This is a genomic window from Pectobacterium atrosepticum, assembly GCA_019056595.1.
In the GTDB taxonomy this organism is placed as follows: domain Bacteria; phylum Pseudomonadota; class Gammaproteobacteria; order Enterobacterales; family Enterobacteriaceae; genus Pectobacterium; species Pectobacterium atrosepticum.
In genome coordinates, this window is sequence record CP036163.1 from 524,724 (window position 1) to 546,426 (window position 21,703).

A 21,703-nucleotide genomic window follows, 5' to 3' on the forward strand; every position below is an offset into this window, starting at 1 on the left:
CTCTATTTCGCATGTTGACCCAATTCATCAGTGACTTTTCCCTACCTTCTTTTGTGAATGCGCCTTGCTGCGTGCGGGAGAAAAAATGGTGGTTTCTGCCCAGCCGTACTCAGGCCGAAGGCATACTGCTATTCACTCTTTGCTAGTATCGGTATGATAGCCAGAGATGAATGGGCAACTACGTGTTGAAGGATAACTATCTGACCGTCAAGATAGTTACTCAACGTATTGACCGCCAAAGCCCGAATCATACTCTGGAGAAATGGGATGACTGCTCAAACACATAATGACGTCGCTGTTTGCTGGAATCAAAATGCCAATCAATGGACTAGTGATGTACGCAATGGCTACGATGTCTATCGCGACTTTTTCACGCTCCCAGCTTTCCTACAATTTTTGCCAACTATGGCAGATCTAAACGTTATCGACTTTGGATGTGGCGAAGGTTCGAATACCCGACACTTCGCTCAGATGGGCGCAAAGGTGGTAGGCATAGATATCTCGAATGGTTTAATCGAGCATGCCAGGCAAGCAGAGCGCGTGGACCCCGTTGGCATAACATATAAGATTGTGTCGTACAGTTCTGACACGGGATTTCCAGCCTCTTCTTTTGATGCAGTCGTTTCGACGATGGCGTTAATGGATGGGCCTGACCTTCAGGGCGCAATGCATGAAGCTTACCGTTTGCTCCGTCCGGGTGGCTTCGTCGCGTTCAGTGTTCTACACCCCTGTTTTATTACGCCCGGCTGGCAATGGCAGAAGGATGAGAACGGTCAGACAACGGGTCTTTGCACCTCACGTTATTTCGATAAATCCGGTTTCACAGAAAACTGGAAATTTGGAAATCGGCCGAAAGACGAGAACGTCGCGCCATTTGCCGTGCCGCGTTTTCCCAGAACGATCGGAGACTATATCAACGCAGTGGCATCAGTTGGATTTCGCATAAGTAAAATTGAAGAACCGCAGCCTACGGAAGAGGCTTGTAAGGCGATTCCACAGCTCCGCAGATGGCGTGATCTCGGCGCGTTTCTTTTGTTGGTAATAGCAGAACGGCCCAAATAGTCATTCTCTGAATTGCCTATAGTGTAATTGGAAAAATCCAATTTATTCCATGGTGAAGAATTGCAATCACTTTTTCCTCAATCTCTATTAAAAAGTTGGTTGTCGTCACACATGAAATCGGCTTCGACCGCGTAGTGTTTGTGGTGGAGGGGAAAATTGTCGAAAGCGGCGAATCTTGGCAGGTGCTAAACCATCCCCGTCATCCGCGGACGATCAACTTTTTGAATAAGGTGCTGTGAGGAAAGTAAAAAACAGTTTATTGATCAAAAATAAATCAGGCCCACCGTGGTGAGCCTGATTTAATTACGCTGTTAGCCATATTTTCTGGCGAAATCTTCATCTGAATCGCACAGGTAAATAATAAACTCCACAAACGCAATAATGCTTGGAATAAATGTCCAGCAAAACAGTAAATATAAAATTCCTTGTCCGACTTTTCCTAAGTAAAATTTATGAGCACCAAAGCCCCCAAGGAAAGCAGCGAACAATGCCGCAGATACTCTACTTTTTTCGCCCTTACCACTAGCTTGCGTAGCCCCACACTGTGGACATGCTTTTGCTGTGCTATGAATTTCCTTGCCGCATCCTCGGCAAAACACCATGGCAGACATAATAATTAGACTCCTAATAATATATTATACTAATTTTACCTTAAGTTTACTTACTGCTATTAACACCACCCAAAATGATCAGCAGCGTACTGCGTCGTGTTTTATACACCACTGATTTTCAGTGTTCAATTTAAAACTATCGTGCTAGCGACAGAAGTGGAATAGTGCGTTCATAGTACTATTTTTTATCCGTTCCGTTCTTATCTATCTCTTTCGACTATTTTCGCTACGCTTGTATACCTTCATGACTAAATACAGGAAATAACTCGCCAGCTAATAACATCAATGAAGGACAATGAATGATAAAAATCACAGTTTTACTTCATTATTGTGATTTTTACGTTAGTTGAAATAATTATTTAGGTAGTAATGGCTCAGTGTATGGACTGCTATAAACTTGAACCACCACGCTCTTATCGGTATCAAACGTGGCAACCGTAACAACGTCATTAGTACCAGCCGCTCGCCAACATTCAGCCTCAACATCGCAACGATCTTGCTTCTCATACCCCACCGAAGTCAGATAGGTGTGAACGTTGCGGGTATCGCCAGTGCCATAGAAATTCACCGTCCATACTTTAGCTTCTGGACCTGTTACGTTCGAAAAACTGAAGTCATAACGATCTGTAATACGCGGCATTTTCTTTAGAATATCGGGGGTATAGAACGCATACTCCCTTTTATCCTGTTTGGTATAATGCGCGCTACTGGCAAAATCCATTTTGATATACGGCCATATCGCACCAACCACAACAGCAATAACGATAATGCCGATCGCAGCAAAAACTTTCAGCGGTTTACTCATCCTTAAGTCTCCTTCCCTTTTTAAAACTGAAGCTAAACAATGAATTATCTTCTTAAGGTTGTATTTTACACCGCTTGCCCGACCAGTATGAAAATTTTGTACTAACGAAATGAAACCAAGGTCACTGCACTCAAATCGCGACCAGTCCCCGTACGCCGTCCTGCTCCATCGTTTCGCCTCGCCCGCGCTGTATGATTTCCCCGCGAGACATCACCAGATAGCTGTCGGCCAGTTCAGCGGCGAAGTCATAAAACTGTTCGACCAGTAAAATCGCCATGTCACCACGCTGCGCCAGTTGGCGAATCACCGCGCCGATCTCTTTAATCACCGATGGCTGTATGCCTTCTGTCGGTTCATCCAGAATCAACAACTGTGGCTTGCAGGCCAACGCACGACCAATCGCCAACTGCTGCTGTTGTCCGCCGGACAAATCGCCGCCGCGTCGCTGTTTCATTTCATCCAATACGGGAAAAAGCTGGTAGATCTCATCCGGCACCTGTCGAGCTTGTTTGCCCGGAAAACGCGATAGCCCCATCAGCAGATTTTCTTCCACCGTCAGACGAGGGAAAATTTCCCGTCCCTGCGGTACGTAGGCAATGCCAGACTGCACGCGCTGGTGAGGTTTACGTGTATTAATTGCCTCGCCCTGCCAGCGAATCGTGCCGGACTTCGCCGGAATCAGCCCCATTAGACATTTCAGCAGCGTGGTTTTCCCTACGCCGTTGCGCCCTAACAGGCAGGTAATCTCACCGGGTTTTACCTCAAACGACAGGCCGCGCAGGATGTGGCTGCCGCCGTAATATTGATTCAGTTCTGAAATTTCTAACATGTTAGCGCCCCAGATAAACGTCAATCACCTGCTCATTAGCCTGCACCTCGCGCAGCGATCCTTCCGCCAGCACCTGCCCCTGATGCAATACCGTAACGCGATCGGCAATACTCTCGACAAACCCCATATCGTGCTCCACCACCATCAATGAATGCTTGCCAGCCAGACTGCGGAACAACTCGGCGGTATAGGCAGTTTCTGCATCCGTCATCCCAGCAGCCGGTTCATCAAGTAACAGTAGATGTGGTTCCTGAACCAACAGCATGCCAATTTCCAGAAACTGCTTTTGCCCGTGCGACAACAGCCCTGCTGGTCGCTGTCGTTCCTGACCGAGTCGCAGCAGCGCCAGCGTATCGTCAATCCGGTCACGTTGCTCGCCGTTCAACCTGGCATGCAGGCTTGCCCACACCGACTTGTCGGTTTTCAGCGCAATTTCAAGGTTTTCAAACACCGTCAACGCTTCAAACACGGTCGGTTTTTGGAATTTCCGCCCAATTCCCGCGCGGGCAATGTCCACGGGAGATAGCGTCGTCAGGTCAGTAAATTGATCGTAAAACACCTTACCGTTATCCGGCCGCGTTTTGCCGGTAATGACATCCATCAGCGTGGTTTTCCCCGCGCCGTTAGGTCCGATGATGCATCGCAGTTCCCCCACGCCAATCTGCAACGAGAGATCGGTGAGTGCCCGAAAACCGTCAAAACTCACGTTAATCTTGTCGAGTTGCAGCACCGGATCGGTCTGGTGTCGATGGCGATCCGACGGATGTTGCTGGGCAAACTGGGTCGGTGAGGAAACCGTCTGTGCAGACACTGAGGATACAGATGCAGGTTCAGTCATGTTTCTTCCTCGTTAGCAATCCAATCACACCACGCGGCAAAAACAGCGTGACGAGAATAAACATCAGCCCCAAAAAGAACAGCCAGTATTCGGGAAAGGCTACGGTAAACCAGCTTTTCGCACCGTTGACGATCCCCGCGCCGAGCAACGGCCCGATTAGCGTTCCGCGTCCGCCCAGTGCGACCCAAATAGCGGCTTCGATGGAGTTGGTCGGCGACATTTCGCTGGGATTGATAATGCCGACCTGCGGCACATACAACGCCCCCGCCAGCCCGCACAGCACGGCGGACAGCGTCCAGACAAACAGCTTAAATCCTTTCGGATCGTAGCCACAGAACATCAACCGGTTTTCCGCATCGCGCACCGCCGTCAACACACGACCAAATTTACTGCGCGCCAGCGCAAACCCGACCAGCAGGCTGGCGGTCAGCAACAGCACGGTGGCGATAAACAACCCGATGCGCGTACCGGTGGCCGTAATAGGAAAACCCAGCAGCGTAGTAAAACCGGTAAATCCGTTATTCCCACCAAAGCCGGTTTCGTTACGGAAGAACAGCAGCATCCCGGCGTAGGTCAGTGCTTGCGTCATGATCGAGAAATAGACGCCTTTGATTTTGGAACGGAACGCGAACCAGCCGAATACAAACGCCAGTACGCCCGGCACCAGCACGATCAGGCACAGCGCCCAGACGAAATACTGGGTGCCCGCCCAGAACCACGGCAGCTCCGTCCACGACAGGAATGACATAAACGCGGGCATTCCCTCGCCAGCGGCCTGCCGCATCAGATACATGCCCATGGCATAGCCGCCCAGCGCAAAAAACAGGCCGTGACCGAGCGATAGCAGCCCGGCGTAGCCCCACACTAGATCCAACGCCACGGCAACAATGGCATAGCACAGAATTTTGCCGATCAGCGTCAGCGTATAGGTAGAGATCGCCAGCGGGTTCTCTGCGGGCAACAACGCGAGAAACGGGAGTATCAGCAAGGCCAATAGCATACTCGAACCGAGGCCAACCATGAGCCGCGGTGCGCGCTGCGTCAGGGTTATCGTCATCGGTTGTTTAATAGATTGCGTAATAGGTTGCGTCATCAGTCAATCACCCGTCCTTTGAATGCAAACAGCCCCTGTGGCCGTTTCTGAATAAACAGCACTATCAGTACCAGAATGACGATTTTTCCCAGCACCGCACCGATCTGCGGTTCCAGCACTTTATTGAGAATACCGAGACTAAATGCAGCTACCACCGTCCCCGCAAGCTGCCCAACGCCGCCCAACACGACGACGAGGAAGGAATCGATGATGTAACCCTGTCCCAGTTCCGGCCCGACGTTGCCCAGTTGTGATAGCGCTACGCCGCCCAGCCCCGCGATGCCGGAACCCAGCCCGAAAGCCAGCATATCGACGCGTCCGGTCGGCACGCCGCAGCAGTCTGCCATCGCCCGGTTTTGCGTCACCGCCCGCACATTCATGCCGAGTCGGGTTTTATTGAGTAATAGCCAGGTGAGCAGCAGCACGCCGAGGACGAACAATATCACCGCAATACGGTTATACGGCAGCACCAGATTTGGCAACAAACGCAGCCCACCGGACAACCACGCGGGGTTCGCGACTTCCAGATTCTGCGTACCAAACAGCATCCGCACCAGTTGGATCAGCATCAGGCTGATACCCCACGTTGCCAGCAGTGTTTCCAGCGGGCGACCATAGAGATGGCGAATCACCGTGCGCTCCAGCGCCATGCCGACTCCCGCAGTGATAAAGAAAGCGACAGGCAACGCCAACAGCGGATAATACGGCAGCCAAGCGGGCGCAAACTGCTGGCACAGCGACTGCACCAGCCATGTCGCGTACGCGCCCAGCATCAACATTTCACCGTGCGCCATGTTAATGACGCCCAATAACCCGTAGGTGATCGCCAGCCCGAGCGCCGCCAGCAGCAAAATAGAGCCAAGCGATAGCCCGGTAAAGGCCTGCCCTAGCAGATCGCCGACGATCAAACTTTGCTTAATCTGATCCAGACTCTCCTGCGCCGCCGCACGCACGCCGGTATCTGATTCATTCGGTGCCTGCGTCAACGGCTGTAACAGTGCCTGCATTTGCGGATCGCCGGTCTGTCCTAAGCGTTTGACCGCATCAAGACGCACCAGCGGATCGGCAGCACTTAACTGGCGGGTGGCAATAGCGATAGTCAGCGCATCGTGCACCTGTGCATCTTTTTCTACCTCAAGCCGTTGCACCAATAGCGGCAGTTGTTCCGCACTGCTGTCGCCTTGCAATTGCCGCACCGCATTCAGTCGTGTTGCGACGTCATCACTGACTAACTGGTGTGAGGCCAGCGCGGTGGCAATCAGTACACGCAGGCGGTTATTCATAAATAGTTTTTTGGTCGCGCCAGTCGGTTGTGCTTGCCCTTCCAGCGGCGTTAACGTGCCTTGCACATCCATAAACGGCTGTTGATTCTGATCGAGTACCACCGATTCGGCGCGCAGTGCCTGTAGCAGCGGCAAGCGCGCGGGCTCTGGTGCAGCAGCCCACTGTTGCAGTAACTCTGCCTGCTGCGTGCGGCTAGCGGCGGCGAAATCGGCTGCAGGCCCGGCCTGTACCAGGAAAGGAAGCATCAGACACAGCGACAGCACAAACGTAGATAATTGACGACTAATCATCGCAATGTCCGCCATATAAGAGAGGGAAGATCCCCGTCCAGCCGTTGGACGGGGCGTATAGGGGCGACGTTTACTGTGCGGCTTTTATTGGATGATCGGGCTTCTTATCATTACCGGCGATGTACGGGCTCCACGGCTGGGCGCGAACCGGTTTATCGGTTTGCCAGACCACGTTGAACTGACCGTTTTCCTCAATTTCGCCAATCATCACCGGTTTGTGCAGATGGTGGTTGGTGCTGTCCATCGTCAGCGTAAAACCATCCGGTGCAGCAAAGGTTTGACCCGCCATTGCGGCGCGCACTTTATCCACGTCAGTGGTGCCCGCTTTCTCTGCCGCCTGCGCCCACATGTGAATGCCGACATAGGTAGCTTCCATCGGATCGTTAGTCACCACCGTGCCCGCGTTCGGCAGGTTTTTCGCTTTGGCATAGGCTTTATAGGCTTCTACGAATTTGGTGTTGGTTGGATTATCTACCGACTCAAAGTAGTTCCACGCCGCCAAATGGCCGACCAGCGGTTTGGTATCGATGCCGCGCAGTTCCTCTTCGCCCACCGAGAATGCGACAACGGGAACATCGGTCGCTTTGATGCCCTGATTCGCCAGTTCTTTATAGAACGGAACGTTAGAATCACCGTTGATGGTAGAAACTACCGCCGTCTTACCGCCCGTCGAGAATTTCTTGATGTTGGAAACGATGGTCTGATAATCGCTGTGGCCGAACGGCGTATAGACTTCCTCGATATCCTTGTCCTGCACGCCTTTCGAATGCAGGAATGCACGCAGGATTTTGTTGGTGGTACGCGGATAGACATAATCGGTACCCAGCAGGAAGAAACGCTTCGCCGCCCCGCCGTCTTCACTCATCAGATATTCCACTGCGGGGAGCGCCTGCTGATTCGGTGCCGCACCGGTATAGAATACGTTCGGCGACATCTCTTCGCCCTCATACTGCACCGGATAGAACAGCAGTCCGTTTAGCTCTTCAAACACCGGCAGCACCGATTTACGCGACACCGATGTCCAGCAGCCGAATACCACCGCCGCTTTATCCTGCGTTAGCAACTGACGCGCCTTTTCAGCAAACAGCGGCCAGTTCGACGCGGGATCGACGACCACCGGCTCCAGTTTTTTGCCCAACACCCCGCCTTTAGCATTGATCTCATCAATGGCCATCAGCGCCACGTCTTTCAGCGGCGTTTCCGAAATCGCCATCGTGCCAGACAGCGAATGCATCACCCCGACTTTGATGGTTTCCGCCGCCCGCACGCTCCAGGTCAACCCCATACCAACCACCGTCGCAGAAAGCGCAAAAACTTTTATCAATGAACGTCTTTTCATTTATTAGCCCTTAAGTCGTGTTGAGTGAGAACGGAATCGTGTGATGCGTCAGGTGAAACGAGTTCAGCAGAAACAGATTGCGGTGAAGTGGATTCAACAGAAGCAGATTGAGGCCGCGCCTGCTGTAGCATGTGCAAGGTTATTTTTCTGACTTCGGCCTTACTGACCGCAATGTGGTCGGTCAGAATGCGCTGCGCCTCCTCGGTGTGTTGTTGCAAGATCGCCAGCAAAATCTGGGCGTGTTCTTTATAGGTCGCATCGATGCGATCCTCACGGGTGAAGTCGAGGCGGCGAATAATGCGAATTTTCTCCGTCAGTTCGCCGTGAATCCGCGCCATTTCGCTGTTGCCTGCCGCCATAACCAACCCACGGTGAAACCCTTCGTCATAGCGGGACACGGTCTTCCCATCATCCAGACGCGGTTCCTCAATCCAGAAACGTTTCAGATCGGCCAATAACTCGGCGCAGCGCCCCGGCGGCATCCCGCACAGTCGCCGAATGGCTTCGCGCTCCAACACAATGCGGAAATCATAAAGTTCTTCGAAATACTCAAAATCAAAGGGGCGCACCTGCCAGCCGCTGCGGAAATAGACTTCGACATACCCTTCCCGCTCCAGCCAGAACAGCGCCTGACGCACCGGCGTGCGGCTAACCGACATCCGCTCGGCAATCTCACTTTCACTGAAGCGATCGCCCGGCATCAGTCGAAAGTCGAAAATGTCGTTTTTCAGCGTCTGATACACCCGTTCCGCCAACGCTTCCGGGCGATCTTTGTTATTTTTTTGTGTGCCTGTTCGCATCGTTTTCTCCGTCTCGCCGTTTATTACCTGTCGTCCGTTTTATGCAGACGCATACTTTATTCCAGCCATAGCAAGGCATCGCCAGGACTGACCGGACGTCCCGGCTGGCAACCGATGCGCTTCACTCGGCCAGACTGCGGCGCGTTAATCGTCAGTTCCATTTTCATCGCTTCGACAATGATCAGCGGCTGTCCGGCCTCAACCTCATCCCCCACATTCACCAGTACTTTCCAGATATTGCCGTTCATATCTGCACTGACCTGAAAAGCGTCGTCGTCGTTTTCTACGGGGGCGATTAAAACGTCCTCCTGCGGCGTGCTGTCATCCTCTTGCTGCCACAGCGCCACCTCGGTTTCAAATGCAGAGGCCTGACGCTGGCGAAACGCGGTGATATCGTCGGCCTGTTCGGTCAGAAAACGCGTGTGTTCAGCGAAATCAAATTCGGTTTCTTCGATGTGGATCCCAGCGCGTCCTTCGCGAAAATCCTCACGCAGCGCCGTTAGTTCGGCTTCGCTGACCGGATAAAACCGTACCTGATCGAAGAAGCGCAGCAGCCACGGTTCACCCGCGATGAATTGATCGTTTTTGAGGAACTTGTTCCAGATCGGCAGCGTGCGCCCCACCAGTTGATAGCCGCCGGGCGAATCCATGCCGTAAATGCACATGTACATGCCGCCGATACCGACCGTGCCTTCCGCAGTGAAGGTGCGCGCCGGATTGTATTTGGAGCTAAGCAGACGGTGGCGTGGATCGACTGGCACCGCACAGGGCGCACCGAGATAAACGTCGCCTAGCCCCAAAATCAGGTAGCTGGCATCGAAAATGGTGTCGCGCACGTCATCACGGCTCGGTAAACCGTTAATGCGCTGAATAAAATCGACATTATTCGGCAGCCAGGGCGCACTGGCGCGTACGGTTTCACGGTAGCGTTCAACCGCGCCGAGCGTAGCGCTGTCTTCAAACGCCATTGGCAAATGGACAATGCGCGACGGCACGGTCATCTGGCTGACGTCGCCGAGCTGGCTTTCCAGGTGCAGCAGCACATCCAGCAGCGCGCGCTGGCGGAGAACTCGGCTGTCGTAGCGTACCTGTAGCGAACGTACGCCAGGCGATAGCTCTTCTATTCCCGCCGTCTCTGAAGCACGGATCGCGATCATCAGCAGATGAATACGTAGCCGCAGCGCCAGATCGAGCACGTTCTCGCCGTACTCGATCAAAACGTAGTTATCGCCTGCCTGACGATAGACGGCGGCTGGCGTGGTCGCCGTGGCTTGCACGGCAGCCAGCACCGTTGCTGAGCCATATTCCGTCGTTGCCAACGAGGGGACGTCAAATGCAGGTACGTGGGCTGCACCCAACGAGGAAACACAGTCAGCCTGCGCCTGTTCCAGCGCAACGGCTTCGTCCGCGCTGATGGGATGGAAACGAATGCGATCGCCCGGCTTAACCTGACCGACTTTCCACAGTTCCGCTTTGGCAATGGTGACCGGACAGACAAATCCGCCTAGACTTGGCCCATCTCGCGTGAGGATCACCGGGAAATCGCCGGTAAAATTCACCGCGCCGATGGCATATTCACAGTCGTGAACGTTGGAAGGATGTAAACCGGCCTCGCCGCCGTTAGCCCTTGTCCAGCTTGGCTTCGGCCCTACCAGACGCACGCCCAGTCGGTTCGAGTTGTAGTGCACCTGCCACTCCGCCGCGAAAAATTCGTCGATTGCCGCATGGGTAAAGAAATCCGGCGCACCATGCGGGCCATAGAGCACGCCAATACGCCATTCGTTGCCATACTGCGGAATCAGCGCGGCGTCCACGGCCTGCGGTTCACTCACTGGTGCCGGCGTAGAACAGGCAGGTAATTCGGGTTGAGAAATCGCTAGCATATCCGCCACGCGCAGCGTTCGTCCGGCGTGGCCGCCAAATTCTCCGAGCGCGAAAGTCGAGCGGCTGCCGAGATACTGCGGCACATCGATACCGTTACGCACCGCAAGATAGGTGCGACAGCCGGACTGCGCCCGCCCCAGCGTCAGCGTTTGCCCAGCGGTTACCGTAACGGGCTGCCAATAGGGCACAGCATCTCCATCCAGCGTCGCTGGGCAGTCAGCCCCCGTCAGCGCAATCACTGCCGTACTGTGGAAACGCAGCGTCGGCCCTTGCAGCGTAAATTCCAGCCCTGCCGCAGCGTCATCATTACCGACAATGCGGTTCGCCAGACGGAACGCGAAATCGTCCATCGGACCGGACGGAGGCACGCCGATGTCCCAATAGCCGAGGCGTCCGGGGTAGTCCTGCACGCTGCTCCAGGTGCCGGGTTGGATGACTTCAATAACTGACGCCGACGGCGTAAAGCTATCGAGCATCCGCGTCCACACCGTTCCGCTACGGAACGCGTCGGTGGTAATAACCTGACGCAGGTAATCCAGATTGGTGGCAATACCGTGCAAACGCGTGGCATTCAGTGCCTGTTGCATCTTCTGCAGCGCCAGTTCGCGGGTTTCTGCGTGGACGATCAGCTTGGCGATCATCGGATCGTAATACGCCGACACCTCAGTACCCGTGCTCACCCAACCATCGACCCGCACGCCGTCGGGAAACGTCACTTCGGTCAGCACGCCGGGGCTGGGCTGGAAATTTTTCAGCGGATCTTCAGCATAAATGCGCACTTCAATCGCCGCGCCACGCGGTCGTTTTGCGAGCTGCGCCCAGTCAAGCGGTTCATCCGCCGCAACGCGCAGCATGCATTCGACCAAATCCAGCCCGGTGACACACTCCGTCACCGGATGCTCAACCTGCAAACGGGTATTCACTTCGAGGAAAAAGAACGCGTCGCGCTCGGCGTCGTAGATAAATTCCACCGTTCCCGCGCTGCGGTAGCTGACCAGCTCACCGAGTTTTACTGCCGCAGCCAGCAGCGCCGCACGCGTGGTTTCTGGCAAATGCGGCGCAGGTGTTTCTTCCACCACTTTCTGGTTGCGCCGCTGCAATGAGCAATCACGTTCGCCCAGCGCCACCACACGGCCTTTACCATCGCCAAAAATCTGTACTTCTACGTGACGCGCCCGATCGATACAGCGTTCGAGAAACACGCCTGCATCGCTGAAAAACTGCTCGCCCAAGCGGCGCACGCTCTCCCACGCTGCGTGAAGTGCGGCGGCATCCGCACAGCGCGTCAGGCCAATACCACCGCCACCGGCGGTACTTTTCAGCATCACCGGATAGCCGATCTCGTCTGCTGCAACTAGCGCGTCCTCCAACGAGGCCAGCAGCGGCGTTCCCGGCGTCATCGGCACACCCGCAGCCGCGGCCAGTTCACGGGCGCGGTGCTTCAGGCCAAATTCACCAATTTGCTGCGCGGTTGGCCCGACAAATGCGATACCCGCCTTTTCACACGCGGCGGCAAACGGCAGGCTTTCGGATAGAAAACCGTAGCCCGGCCAGATCGCTTCTGCTCCCGTCTGCTGCGCAGCCGCCAATACCTTATCGATGCACAGATAGCTGTCGCTGGCCTTTTCCCCGCCAATCGATACGGCGATATCGGCATCTTTCACATGCTGTGCGTTTTTATCCGCGTCGGAATAAATCGCCACGCTGGTAATCCCCAAGCGCTTTAGCGTGCGCATCGCACGGCAGGCGATCTCACCTCGGTTAGCAATCAATACGGTCTTAAACATGGGACGCCTCCTGACGAGCGAGCCAATGACGCCAGCCGCCGAACGCGGTGATATCCGTGGCATCGTTCAGCGCGGCCGGTTCGCAAATAAAGCCTTTAACCTGTCGCCCGTCGGCTAACGTCAACGTACCAATCCCCAGCGGTGCCGGAATCTCTGCGACAAACTCACCAAAACGCGCCAGCGGGATGTCCCACAGTTCGACGATGATCGCCACGCCGTCGGTGCTTTTCGCTAATCCGGGCTTGGCAGGTTGCGTATTCGCCAGCGCATAAAGACGATAGTTTTCCGCGGTGCGCGTCTCTTCTATCCGTACCGCATCACGGTTGGTCAATTGATGATTGAGCGGCATGCCCGTCAGATGCGCGCCGACGACGGCGAGACGGACGTGTAATGCGGAAGGCGGTAAGGTGGCAGATCTGGCAGGTAGCGCTTTTCCCGTTGCGCCCAGCGTAAGCGCCAACTGCGCCTGCCAGCGCAGGCCAAAGCTCGCTAATGCACGGTCGTGCCACGCGGGCGCAATCAACGTGATGCCCGCAGGCAAACCGTCAGCACGGAAAGGCGCAGGCAACGCCAGCGCCGAAAGATCGGCCAGATTAGTAAAGTTGGTGTAGGTTCCCAATTGGGAGTTGTTACGCACAGGCTCCTGTTTCATCGCCTCACGCGTGTGGATGGTCGGCGAGGTCGGCACCACTAACGCATCGAACGAGGCCAGCGTCTGTTGAATCTGGCGCGACAGTTCGGCTCGCAGATATTCGGCTTTGAAAGTATCCACCGCGCTAAAGCGCTCACCGCTCGCCACAATACCGTGCACCACTGGGTCCATCAGTTCGGGCTGGCGCAGCATATTGCCAACCGCCACCGTGCGTTCCGCCACCCAAGGGCCTTGGTAAAGCTGTTCTGCCAACTGTGTGAATACACTAAAATCGATTGGATGCAGCGTCGCGCCCGTCGCTTCTAATTCGACCAGCGCGAGCTGCCATGCTGCCTGTGCGACGCTATCATCAAAAAAGGTCGGATCGCTGGGAATAGCAACGCGCGGTTTTTCCGGTAGCAAGGCTGGCGCACTGCCCGGATGGATGCGCGAATAAGCATCTGCGGCATCGTATCCGCCGGCCAGCTCTGCGACGGTAAACGCATCTTCGACGGTTAACGCAAACACGGAGATCGTGTCATTCAGGCGACAGGCTGGCACCACGCCGCTTGCCGATAGCCACCCTTTTGTCGGCTTCAGACCCACGATATTGTTAAAGCCAGCGGGAACGCGCCCTGAGCCAGCGGTGTCGGTGCCTAATGAAAATGCGGCCAGTCCTCGCGCCAGCACCGAAGCCGATCCTGAACTGGAACCGCCGCTGATATAGTCCGCATTGAAGGTATTCGGTACTTCACCAAACGGGGAACGCGTGCCCACCAAGCCAGTGGCAAACTGATCGAGGTTGGTTTTACCGACAACCACCGCGCCCGCCGCCTTTAATTTGGCGACGGCAGTCGCATCCTTGTCGGCCAGATAGGTGAACGCCGGACACGCTGCGCTCGTCGGCCAGCCTGCAACATCAATATTGTCTTTGACAGCAAAGGGAACGCCGAACAGCGGTAGCGCGTCTGGATTTTCACGATACAGAGGCAACAGCGCCGCGATCTGTACCTGAAGTTGTTCAGGTGTCGCCAGCACGATCCACGCTGGATCGTCCGCAGAGAAACTGGCGAGCAGCGCACTTAGCGTCTCGCCAACGCTATCGGTCTGCTGTTGATAATGCTGTTTCCATTCCTGAAGCGTGAGTCCCGTCATTCTTGGCATAGTGTGAATCCCATCTGGTATACAAGATTGAATTCACTAAAGCGAAAACTATGCCACTTTTCACTGCATTGATTTATATGAAATTAAATGATTTCGTTTCATTATCATGCACAGAAAAGGAACAACCGTGCGCCATCGCGGAGCACGGTTGTTATAGGTTAATTCGCGGAAAATGCTACGTCAGGCGATCTTATTCGCGGCCTGCTGCGCCAGAATCGACAGTTCTGTTGCCTTGAAGATATGCGACTGCGACATCGCATTTTCGGTGCGCTCACGACAGTCACGTAGAAAATCGGGGAAAAAGGCGCGTTCAACGCTACCTGCGGGGGTGAAACGTTGTTCACCCTTGCCATTCACCAGATAAACGACGTTGCTTTCACCGCGCGTGAGATCGACATATTTCCTGATTTCGATATAGCCTTCCGTCCCCAGTATTGTCAGACGACCGTCGCCCCAGACGCTCAGCCCATCTGGCGTAAACCAGTCACAGCGGAAATAGCCCGTTGCCCCATTGTCGCCGAGTAGCATCGCATCGCCAAAATCCTCAAATTCGGGATGGTGCGGGTGGTGATAATTCGCCGTCTGGCTGGTCACCACGCGCGCATTGGTATTGCCAGTAAAATAGAGAAACTGCTCAATTTGATGGATGCCGATATCACAGAGAATCCCGCCGTACTGACGTTTTTGATAAAACCAGTCAGGCCGCGCGCCGCGTTCACGATGTGGGCCAACACCCATCGTCTGAATCACTCGCCCGATCTCACCCCGCTGCACCAGTTCACCGGCAAACAACGCGCTATCCACATTGATGCGTTCATTAAAGTACACGGCAAACTTGCGACCCGTCTCCGCCACCCGACGTTGGACGGCATCCAGCTGTTCCAACGTGGTCAACGGCGGTTTGGCCGTGAAAAAATCCTTGCCCGCATCAAGCGTGCGCAGCGCCAGTTCGGCTCTGTCACAGGGAATCACCGCACAGGCGATGAGATCGATAGAAGCATCGGTAATCAGCTGTTCCGCAGAAGCAGCAAAAGGGACGGACGGGAAAAGCGAGGTAAATTTTGCCCGATTATCCGAGTCAGATTCGAATACGCCAGCCAACTCAGCACCTGCATCAATGAGTTGCTGACACATGTCATAAATGTGGTTGTGTGCTAATCCAATCGCTGCAAACCGAATCTTTTTCATCTTCACCTCTGCCGATCTCGCTATACCGAATCACTACAATAGAGTGGGAATGGGACTAGCTAAAGACAAAAGCCACGCAACGCGTTAGAATTTTCCCTGTTTTTTGACATACCTACATTTTCTGCAACGCAACCAAAAAAGATAACCATGAAAAGAAAACGTATTCTGATCCCCCTCCTCATTCTGATCCTGTTTGTGCTCTATCTGAATCGCGATGCATTGAATCCTTTTGCCCCAGACTGCAAAAACCTGCCAGCGAATCAACCGAAGCCAGAAGCGTGCAAAAAACCGGTGAAAGAAGTTGCACCCGGTTTTGAGATTTAAGCTGACGAAATTTAAGCTGACGCCTTAGCGTGGGTTGGGGATATTAATCTGTTCCAGCGCGGGATTAACCGCCTTGGCAAATCTTCAGGGATATTTGATGGCTGTCGATTACCTATTCATTTTATAGGAACGTCACTTCCATAAGCATATTTTCAGGCTTGTGGCGGAAGTAATACAGACCATAGGTAAATTGTTGTTCGATTACATATCATTATCATCATTAACGTTCAAGAGATACATCCCTCAACCTGACAGCAACGATCCCCGTAACACCTACCCCCCTCTCTTACAATAATCAAACTAAATTATTACAAATAATTTCAAATAGTAACTAAATATGTGATCCACATAAATGAAACAATGCTTCCTTTTCACCATAATGCCACACAGGCTAATTATCAAATTTACTGATTAATTAGAGTGTCCCGTAAAAGGTAGGAATTATCGACACTCACTCATCAGCATAAACCATTTCGCTGATTGAAATACTCATAAGCTAAGCCGTATATAAGGGGTAACCGATGAATTGATAGATCTTGATTTACCAGGGAGAATGCCCTGTCTGACATTATTAATGGCGTTATCATCATTCCTGGTGATTCTATTTATACGCCAAAAAAATGACATCAACTGTCTGGTTTTAAAGATAGAGATTGCACTCGCCAAAAATATTATTTATTCAAAAAAGAGAAAGACAGAATGAAAATAGACACACGTAACCTACTTATTGTTTGCGCTGGACTCGCCCCTTTTCTTGCCCAGGCAGAAACTGACGGCAAAACGACTTTCCAATATGAACATAACTGGAAGACGGAAGACCGCCGCCACTCAGATTCCATCAAGCTCATTCACAAGAAAACAAACGGCTGGTCGTACGAAGTCAAATTCAGTACATCTGCGGGCGGGAACAGCAACTACGACGTCGCCTATGACGATATGCAAGGCGGCTCAGGTGGCATGGTGATTGGTAAGGACTTCAAACTAAGCAAAGCCGCAACCTTAACCCCTAGCTTCGAGTTCTCGATTGGGAATGCCTCCATGATGTATCAGCCGGGGCTAAAATATAGCTACCGGATCAACAGCGACTGGTCCACTTATGGTCGCTATCGCTACGAATATAAAAAACCGACTCGTAGTTCACGTTATTCGACCATTTCCACGTCGGATAAATATGGTTACGCAGGGGAATCTTATCTATCAAAATCTGACACCGGACGCCACCGATTGGATGCCGGGGTAACCTATTCTGGGCTTGACAATATTAATCTGACTTACGTCTTTAACTACTATATCGGTGATAACACCACCAAATCGTATAAATATAGCAAGGGTGAATTCACAGAAAGAGAATACGCCGTCTATGACAATGGTAAAACAGACTATGAGCATCAGTTCAAAGTTCAATATAAGTTAAACAAACAGCTAACTCCTTACATTGAGTATGATGATATTAGCCAATCCAGCACATCATCAAGCCGTCAGGGGAAAATCAAAGTTGGTTTCAACTACGTTTTCTAAGAAATGCAGAACTTTATAAAGTAAATATGCCGTATTTCGTATCGCGTTGCTGAAAAATAAACTCATGAATAAATTTTGTCTATCAGCGCACAGTTTTCATAATTAACGACCAATATTAATGGTGCCCATAATGAAAAAACGCTACCTTGTGGCCGGGATTCTCTTTGCCCAAATTTATGCTATTTCCGCGTCTGCCTCTGATACTAAACTCAGCTATGAACATAGTTGGGGAACGATGAATCGCTATCACGGTGATGAAATCGGCATGCGACATTTTATGGATAATGGCCTGTACGTTGGCGTTAAGCTGAATTTCTATAATAAGAATAAAGATCTGACGATCGATGATGTCGTCTCGAACTCTTATGCTTTTTATACCGGTTATGCCTACAGCTTAACGCCTGAATTAACGCTGACACCCAATCTGGAAGCACGCTTCTACTCCGGCGGCACCAGCGGTGAAGGCACCGTAGGTGATATCGCCGATAGTCAAACGTCCGGTGCACGCTATACGCCGGGGTTAAAACTGACCTGGGCGGTGACGGATAAGACGGATCTTCATGCGCAATATCGCTATGACCTCAGAAAAATCACTCGCAGCAAGCGTACCAGCACGGATGATGACACCCACCGTCAACGTTATGAAGCAGGGGTTGCCTACAAAGGCTTCGATAACTTCACGCTGGCGTACACCGCTTACTACTATCACGCGGATTACGTGCTGCAAAACAACAAAAAACATGACTATCAACAGGATTTCGACGTGTCTTACACCATCAACGACAACTGGACGGCACACGTTGGCGTTGAAGACGTCGCTAGTGGGCGCGATGTGAAATCACGTGAAGGAAAAGGCAAAGTCGGCTTCACCTATACATTCTAACGCCGACTTACTGCTGCGCAATGTTTCTCGGGGATCCTGTTAATCAAGCGGGATCCCTTCATTACAGTTACAGATGAACACTCGTTACAGGGAAATAACATGAAAAGATTTGCGCTGTCGCTCCTTGCGGGTCTGGTCGCTTTACAGGCCAGCGCGACTACACCGGACCGTCTCACCATCGTCAATCAGTATGTTGACAACGTGCTGGCGAAAGCCGGTGACCATTATCACGGTCAATCACCTACACCACTGCTTGCTGATGGCGTCGATCCGCGTACTGGCAAACAGATGGAGTGGATCTTCCCTGATGGTCGTCAGGCCGTATTATCCAACTTCTCCGCTCAGCAGAACCTGATGCGCGTGCTGGTTGGGCTAAGCAACCTGAGCGGCAATGCCAGCTATAAGCAGCGTGCCGAAGCGATTGTGAAGTACCACTTTCAGCATTATCAAGATGAAAGCGGCCTACTGATTTGGGGCGGTCACCGTTTCGTTGATTTAAAAACGCTGCAACCGGAAGGCCCGAGCGAAAAAGAGATGGTGCATGAGCTGAAAAATGCCTATCCCTACTACGATTTGATGTTCAGCGTTGATAAAGACGCAACCGCACGCTTTATTCGCGGTTTCTGGAATGCGCACGTTTATGACTGGAAGATTATGGAAACCAGTCGCCACGGTAAATACGGGCAAAAAATGGGCGCACTCTGGCAAAGCCCGTTCGAACAACAGCCGCCCTTCTTCGCCACCAAAGGCCTCAGCTTCCTCAATGCGGGTAACGACCTGATCTATTCCGCATCGCTGCTCTATAAATACAATAAGGAAGATGGCGCGCTGGTCTGGGCAAAACGTTTAGCGCAGCAGTATGTACTGCCACGGGATAAGGCTACCGGTCTTGGCGTGTACCAATTTACGCAAGCGCTGAAACGCGATGAAACTACCGACGATGCGGATACACATTCCAAATACGGCGATCGCGCCCAGCGTCAATTTGGCCCAGAGTTCGGCCCGACCGCGTTGGAAGGCAATATGATGCTGAAAGGACGCACCAGCACGATCTATTCTGAAAACGCGCTCATGCAGATCCAACTGGGCAAAGATTTAGGTGCGGAAGGTAAAGAGTTGCTGACGTGGACAACCGACGGCCTGAAAGCCTTTGCCAAATATGCCTACAACGCGCCTGACAACACGTTCCGTCCGATGCTGGCTAACGGCAAAGATCTTTCCAACTACGTTCTGCCACGTGACGGCTATTACGGTAAAAAAGGCACTGTGCTTAAGCCTTATGCTGCGGATAATTCGTTCCTGCTTTCGTATGCTCGCGCCTATACCGTTTCACCGGACGCCGAACTGTGGCGTGTTGCACGTGGTATCGCTGGCGCACAGGGGCTGGGTGAATTAGGTTCAGCGCCGGGTAAAGACGTCAAAGTCGATCTCGCCACCAAGAACAACGATCCTTATGCCCTGTTCGCGCTGCTGGATCTGTATCAGGCTAGCAAAGTGAAAGACTATTTGTCGCTGGCGGAAAAAGTGGGCGATAACATGATCAGCACACGTTATAAAAATGGCTTCTTCATGGCCGAGACCAACAGACAGTATGCCGATGTCGATACCATCGAGCCTTATGCCCTGTTAGCGTTGGAAGCGGCGGTACGCAATCAGCCACAGTCTGTTGCTCCGTTCCTGAATGGCGCGGGTTTCACTGAAGGCGGCTACCGCCTGGAAGATGGTTCAACGCGCGTGTCGACTCGCGATAATGAACTTTTTCTGCTGAACGTTGGTGAAACACTCAAACCCAACAACAAGAAATAAGCGTTAATCGTCAACAAGCCAATGGTGGTTCGCTGCCATTGGCAATCCCTTTTGCTTATCCTGCTCAACCATTCACAGAACGATCCAGCCATTACACGATGCGCTATATAGTGTAATGCTGGCCACTATTGATGTGACCAGCATAAGTTGACGCAATAATCTCAGGCGTTAGTTAACCAGAGGGACTTCTGGGTGCACGCCAAGCCAGCCCGGCGTTGGTTCTCCTTTGGCTTCACCCACATACAGGCTCAACTGCGCGCGAAAACGCTCTACCGCACCACGGTCGTACATGAAATCAGCAAAAGCCTGAGGACGCGTGTTGCGGTATTCCCAGATATGCTTGTAACCCACTGGCGGCTCAACATCGGTACGTACTGACCACATACGTGAGACCTGAGTCTGCGTTTGCGGATCCAGCACCCAGCTCAGATACAGCTTGGCGCTTTCTGGGTGTTTAGCCTGTTTAAAGATGGCTGCGCGTTGTGCCCAGGAGACAAACGGATCGGATTTCGGCAGAATAAAACGGGTTACAGCATCGGCTGCCGGAACGAGCGCACCGGAACTGCTAAAGGTCGCGCTGTATTTCCCTGTCGCGATCTCAGCACCGGGTACGTTGGTGCCGCGTACGTAGACGGGATCCTGCTCCTGCAATTTTTTAACAAAATCCCAGCCGTATTTATCTACAGCCAGTTTGTACCAGAACAACACCGCATCATCGTCGTTAGGATAGGCCAGAATCAAATTGCCCCTCAGATTGGGACGAAGATAGTCATTGACTTCGCGCGGCCAGGATTTTTCATCCAGAAGCTGGGTGTTGACCAAATTGCTGAATGCGATGACATAGGCACCAGTCCAGGCACCATCCGCATCACGAAACTCTGGGTAGATTTTGTCCCAGCCCCGTGCCTTGTAATTCAGCAGCACGCCTTCCTTTTTCCAGCGCGGAAAATTTTGCACCGTTTGCAGCTGCACCACATCAGGAATCAGGGTGTCGGTCGCCAGTTGGTTATCGATACGGGCATCATGATATTTGCTGTAATCGACAATCACATTCAGTTTCATGCCAGGAAAACGTGTCTCAAATGCATTCTTAAAGCCAGTCTGCTGTGATTGCACGTCACCACCGGCATAGACCGTGACCGTACCACCTTCTCTCAACGCACTCTGATAGATTTGATCCAGCGAACGCGTCTCAATTTCGACGCTCGCCTGACTTTGTCCGACGCTGAGACCGGCCATCATGGCCAACATCAGCACTGTTTTCTTCAGATACTTCCCAGTGTATTGCATTGTGATTTCCTTCACTTAATGAATAAAACCCGTGCCGACAAACAACAGATATCAGCCGCTGAAACGGCAACGGTGTGACCAGCGAATCGTGAGTACGCGACGCGCAGGATTGGATCGACGATCAAATCGTCAAAAACAAAGTCAGAATAGAAAACGGATGAGCCTTCGTTATTATATCTTCCATCCAAAGGCCAATATCCATGCTTCTATTATGCAATTTAGCCGTGAGTTTACAGGATTAAATAAAAATACATACGAAGAAAAAACGAACGATATA

16 protein-coding genes and 1 pseudogene are annotated in these 21,703 nt (G+C 52.5%); 5 read left to right on the forward strand and 12 right to left on the reverse strand.

The features are described 5' to 3' along the window. The first annotated feature begins 267 nt into the window (after positions 1-267). Positions 268-1,062, forward strand: coding sequence for a class I SAM-dependent methyltransferase (locus DCX48_03080; GenBank protein QXE13577.1), 795 nt, complete (start codon positions 268-270; stop codon positions 1,060-1,062). Between the two features lie 95 nt (positions 1,063-1,157). After that, a pseudogene (locus tag DCX48_03085) lies at positions 1,158-1,301 on the forward strand (ectoine/hydroxyectoine ABC transporter ATP-binding protein EhuA). A gap of 72 nt (positions 1,302-1,373) precedes the next feature. On the opposite strand, the gene DCX48_03090 reads toward DCX48_03085, so the two are convergent. From DCX48_03090 to DCX48_03140, 11 genes are all read right to left on the reverse strand, one after another. Then, a complete protein-coding gene (locus tag DCX48_03090; GenBank protein QXE13578.1) occupies positions 1,374-1,673 on the reverse strand; it encodes a zinc-ribbon domain and TM2 domain-containing protein in 300 nt (99 codons plus the stop codon). Between the two features lie 355 nt (positions 1,674-2,028). Continuing rightward, complete coding sequence (locus tag DCX48_03095) at positions 2,029-2,478, reverse strand: hypothetical protein (protein ID QXE13579.1); 450 nt, start codon at positions 2,476-2,478, stop codon at positions 2,029-2,031. Positions 2,479-2,608: 130 nt separating this feature from the next. Further along, positions 2,609-3,307 carry an urea ABC transporter ATP-binding subunit UrtE gene (urtE, locus tag DCX48_03100; protein QXE13580.1) on the reverse strand — a complete coding sequence of 233 codons (699 nt, stop codon included), beginning with the start codon at positions 3,305-3,307 and terminating at the stop codon, positions 2,609-2,611. A gap of 1 nt (position 3,308) precedes the next feature. Further along, the gene (gene urtD, locus DCX48_03105) at positions 3,309-4,118 is read right to left on the reverse strand and encodes an urea ABC transporter ATP-binding protein UrtD (protein ID QXE17132.1); all 810 of its coding nucleotides are present in this window, start codon (positions 4,116-4,118) and stop codon (positions 3,309-3,311) included. A gap of 19 nt (positions 4,119-4,137) precedes the next feature. Further along, positions 4,138-5,214: an urea ABC transporter permease subunit UrtC gene (urtC, locus tag DCX48_03110; GenBank protein QXE17133.1), complete on the reverse strand. Its 1,077-nt coding sequence runs from the start codon at positions 5,212-5,214 to the stop codon at positions 4,138-4,140. 23 nt (positions 5,215-5,237) lie between these two features. Further along, entirely contained in the window at positions 5,238-6,827 is a 1,590-nt protein-coding gene (gene urtB, locus DCX48_03115) for an urea ABC transporter permease subunit UrtB (protein QXE13581.1), read from the reverse strand. A gap of 55 nt (positions 6,828-6,882) precedes the next feature. Then, positions 6,883-8,151 carry an urea ABC transporter substrate-binding protein gene (gene urtA, locus DCX48_03120; protein QXE13582.1) on the reverse strand — a complete coding sequence of 423 codons (1,269 nt, stop codon included), beginning with the start codon at positions 8,149-8,151 and terminating at the stop codon, positions 6,883-6,885. Beyond that, positions 8,148-8,951, reverse strand: coding sequence for a GntR family transcriptional regulator (locus DCX48_03125; GenBank protein ID QXE13583.1), 804 nt, complete (start codon positions 8,949-8,951; stop codon positions 8,148-8,150). The genes urtA and DCX48_03125 overlap by 4 nt, the downstream gene beginning before the upstream one ends. 56 nt (positions 8,952-9,007) lie before the next feature. Beyond that, on the reverse strand, positions 9,008-12,622 hold the full coding sequence (uca, locus tag DCX48_03130; GenBank protein QXE13584.1) for an urea carboxylase: 3,615 nt from the start codon (positions 12,620-12,622) through the stop codon (positions 9,008-9,010). After that, positions 12,615-14,417, reverse strand: a complete 1,803-nt coding sequence (gene atzF, locus DCX48_03135) for an allophanate hydrolase (protein ID QXE13585.1) — start codon at positions 14,415-14,417, stop codon at positions 12,615-12,617. The genes uca and atzF overlap by 8 nt, the downstream gene beginning before the upstream one ends. Positions 14,418-14,597: 180 nt before the next feature. Continuing rightward, the gene (locus DCX48_03140) at positions 14,598-15,605 is read right to left on the reverse strand and encodes a Gfo/Idh/MocA family oxidoreductase (protein QXE13586.1); all 1,008 of its coding nucleotides are present in this window, start codon (positions 15,603-15,605) and stop codon (positions 14,598-14,600) included. Between the two features lie 1,023 nt (positions 15,606-16,628). On the opposite strand from DCX48_03140, the gene DCX48_03145 reads away from it, so the two are divergent. The 3 genes from DCX48_03145 (at position 16,629) to DCX48_03155 (ending at position 20,136) form a co-directional block, all read left to right on the forward strand. Next, positions 16,629-17,447 carry a porin gene (locus tag DCX48_03145; GenBank protein ID QXE13587.1) on the forward strand — a complete coding sequence of 273 codons (819 nt, stop codon included), beginning with the start codon at positions 16,629-16,631 and terminating at the stop codon, positions 17,445-17,447. Positions 17,448-17,577: 130 nt separating this feature from the next. Further along, positions 17,578-18,330, forward strand: coding sequence for a porin (locus DCX48_03150; protein ID QXE13588.1), 753 nt, complete (start codon positions 17,578-17,580; stop codon positions 18,328-18,330). A 99-nt stretch (positions 18,331-18,429) separates the two neighbouring features. After that, entirely contained in the window at positions 18,430-20,136 is a 1,707-nt protein-coding gene (locus tag DCX48_03155) for a pectate lyase (GenBank protein ID QXE13589.1), read from the forward strand. A gap of 168 nt (positions 20,137-20,304) precedes the next feature. Here DCX48_03155 and DCX48_03160 read toward each other — a convergent pair whose 3' ends face one another. Further along, on the reverse strand, positions 20,305-21,426 hold the full coding sequence (locus tag DCX48_03160) for an extracellular solute-binding protein (protein ID QXE13590.1): 1,122 nt from the start codon (positions 21,424-21,426) through the stop codon (positions 20,305-20,307). Positions 21,427-21,703: the final 277 nt, after the last annotated feature.

Bases quoted from the DNA above. Each gene is read 5' to 3' on its own strand.
- DCX48_03155 (QXE13589.1), top strand. From the start codon at position 18,430: ATGAAAAGATTTGCGCTGTCGCTCCTTGCGGGTCTGGTCGCTTTACAG.
- urtA (QXE13582.1), bottom strand. From the start codon at position 8,151: ATGAAAAGACGTTCATTGATAAAAGTTTTTGCGCTTTCTGCGACGGTG.
- DCX48_03140 (QXE13586.1), bottom strand. From the start codon at position 15,605: ATGAAAAAGATTCGGTTTGCAGCGATTGGATTAGCACACAACCACATT.
- urtE (QXE13580.1), bottom strand. From the start codon at position 3,307: ATGTTAGAAATTTCAGAACTGAATCAATATTACGGCGGCAGCCACATC.
- DCX48_03080 (QXE13577.1), top strand. From the start codon at position 268: ATGACTGCTCAAACACATAATGACGTCGCTGTTTGCTGGAATCAAAAT.
- DCX48_03125 (QXE13583.1), bottom strand. From the start codon at position 8,951: ATGCGAACAGGCACACAAAAAAATAACAAAGATCGCCCGGAAGCGTTG.
- atzF (QXE13585.1), bottom strand. From the start codon at position 14,417: ATGCCAAGAATGACGGGACTCACGCTTCAGGAATGGAAACAGCATTAT.
- DCX48_03145 (QXE13587.1), top strand. From the start codon at position 16,629: ATGAAAATAGACACACGTAACCTACTTATTGTTTGCGCTGGACTCGCC.
- urtB (QXE13581.1), bottom strand. From the start codon at position 6,827: ATGGCGGACATTGCGATGATTAGTCGTCAATTATCTACGTTTGTGCTG.
- DCX48_03090 (QXE13578.1), bottom strand. From the start codon at position 1,673: ATGTCTGCCATGGTGTTTTGCCGAGGATGCGGCAAGGAAATTCATAGC.
- uca (QXE13584.1), bottom strand. From the start codon at position 12,622: ATGTTTAAGACCGTATTGATTGCTAACCGAGGTGAGATCGCCTGCCGT.
- DCX48_03150 (QXE13588.1), top strand. From the start codon at position 17,578: ATGAAAAAACGCTACCTTGTGGCCGGGATTCTCTTTGCCCAAATTTAT.
- DCX48_03095 (QXE13579.1), bottom strand. From the start codon at position 2,478: ATGAGTAAACCGCTGAAAGTTTTTGCTGCGATCGGCATTATCGTTATT.
- DCX48_03160 (QXE13590.1), bottom strand. From the start codon at position 21,426: ATGCAATACACTGGGAAGTATCTGAAGAAAACAGTGCTGATGTTGGCC.